Below are 1766 nucleotides of genomic sequence, written 5' to 3'. Positions count from 1 at the left end.
CGAGCCGGAGCCCCGGCTTCCGGCCCGGCGTCGCGGTCCTGTCGGCGCTGCTGGCGGCCGGGCTGGTCGCGGGCGGCGCGTTCCTCGCCAGCCACCTGTCCGACCGGGGCGACGGCGTCCTCACCGCCCCGACCTCCCCCACGACCTCGCTGACCACCCCGGCCACCGGTTCCCCTTCGCCCACCCCGACCGTGACGACCGACAAGCCGACCTCCGCTCCCCCGGCCAGCAAGCCGCCGGTCCAGGGCTCGGTCATCTGCAGCAGCCAGAGCACCGTCGAACTGCCCCCGGGGGACCTCGACGCCCAGCTCGCCTTCAGCGCGGTCGACGGGCGGGTCCTGTGGCACGCTTTCTGGGACGGCCCGGGCAGGCTGTCCACCGATTTCGGCTCGCTCGCCGCGGGCGGCACGGCCACCGTCACCCTGACGCTCTCCGCCACCGAGCGCGCCAAGACGGGCCGCACGACCGTCACCGTCCAGCAGGACGGCAGGACGGTCTGCCGCCGGGTCATCGCCTGGCAGGGCGAGCCGACCACGCCGCCGAGCAGCGAACCGCCGTCCGAGCCGCCCACGACCGGCGAGCCCCCCGCGGCCGCCGCCTGACCGGTTCCCCGCCCCCGGGGAACCGGCCGCACCCCCTGCTAACCGAACTCGAGCAGCGGGACGTCGTACATGTCCGCCTTGCGAGGGCGGTGCATCCGAGGCGTGACGACCTCCACGATGACCAGTTCGGTGACGAACTGGACGGTCGCGCCGAGCAGATGGCTCGTGAGCCCGGTGGCCGAGCGTTCCTTGAGCCCCACGGCGGCGTGGACGTGCGGCAGCACCTCGTCGGTCAGCGGATCCCAGGCCAGGGAGCCGCAGCCGATCGCCTCCACGTTGGTGGCGTGGACGTTCGACCAGACGGGCGCCGCCGGATCGGTGACGGCGGCGCAGGTGCCGACCAGGTCGGCGTCGGAGAAGGCCGCCAGGAACATCGGGATGTAGCCCTGGCGGACCTCGTTGGCCTTGCAGAAGTCGGCGAGCGCGGTGAAGAAGTCCTCACCCAGATCGAAGATCACCCCGAAGGTGCGGCCGGTGGTCAGTTCACTGCTCCGCATCGGCGGTCTCCCTGCTGGTGGTGGCGGCGGGCTCGACCGCCGGTTCGACGGCCGGGCCTCCGGTCAGGGCGTGGAACGCGGCCGCGATCCCGGCGGCCAGGGCGTCCTCGCCCGCCGGGGTGAGGAAGGTCAGGCCGTGGGGGCGTCCGATGGCCGTCATCCCCGCCGGGACGGACACCGCGGCCAGGTCGAGCAGGTTGGCGAAGGTCGTGTAGTGGCCGAGGGTGCGGTTCCGGCCGATCGGGTCCTCGCGTAGTTCGGTGAGCGTGAACGTGGTCGGCACGGTCGGCACGACGAGGGCGTCGGCCCGCCGCCAGGTCGGCGCGGTCTCGGCCCGCAGCGCCTGGAGGGCGTGCAGATCGGTGAACGCGTCGACGGCCGTCATCGAGCGGCCCGGCCGGAGCACCCGGCTGGTGACGGGGTGGACGGCGCCGGGGTTCCGCGCGGTGAACTCCCCGATCGCGGCGAGCCGTTCGGCGAGGAAAGCGCCCCCGTAGAGCAGTTTTCCGGCCTTCCGGAACGGTTCGAAGTCGATCTGGACGAGGGTGTGGCCGAGCTCGGTGAGCCGGGCCAGCGCCCCCTTGTAGGCCATCGCGGCGGCGGCGTCGCCGAAGAACTCGGGACGGCGGGGCACGCCGAGCCGCAGCGGCCCGGTGCCGGCCGGCGC

3 protein-coding genes are annotated in these 1766 nt (G+C 74.1%); 1 reads left to right on the top strand and 2 read right to left on the bottom strand.

Going from position 1 to position 1766, the window contains the following annotated elements; genetic code table 11:
• Positions 1-602: hypothetical protein (locus ACYVE7_RS33525; RefSeq protein ID WP_460370530.1), on the top strand; the 602-nt coding region annotated here is incomplete at its 5' end.
• A gap of 38 nt (positions 603-640) precedes the next feature.
• Here ACYVE7_RS33525 and ACYVE7_RS33520 read toward each other — a convergent pair.
• On the bottom strand, positions 641-1099 hold the full coding sequence (locus ACYVE7_RS33520) for a PPC domain-containing DNA-binding protein (RefSeq protein WP_460370529.1): 459 nt from the start codon (positions 1097-1099) through the stop codon (positions 641-643).
• Positions 1086-1766, bottom strand: a 681-nt coding sequence (locus ACYVE7_RS33515) for an amidase family protein (RefSeq protein WP_460370527.1), incomplete at its 5' end; no start/stop codon positions are given. The genes ACYVE7_RS33515 and ACYVE7_RS33520, both read right to left, overlap by 14 nt.

The organism is Actinocorallia lasiicapitis, from assembly GCF_054778695.1.
This window is presented reverse-complemented; position numbering and strand designations above follow the sequence as displayed.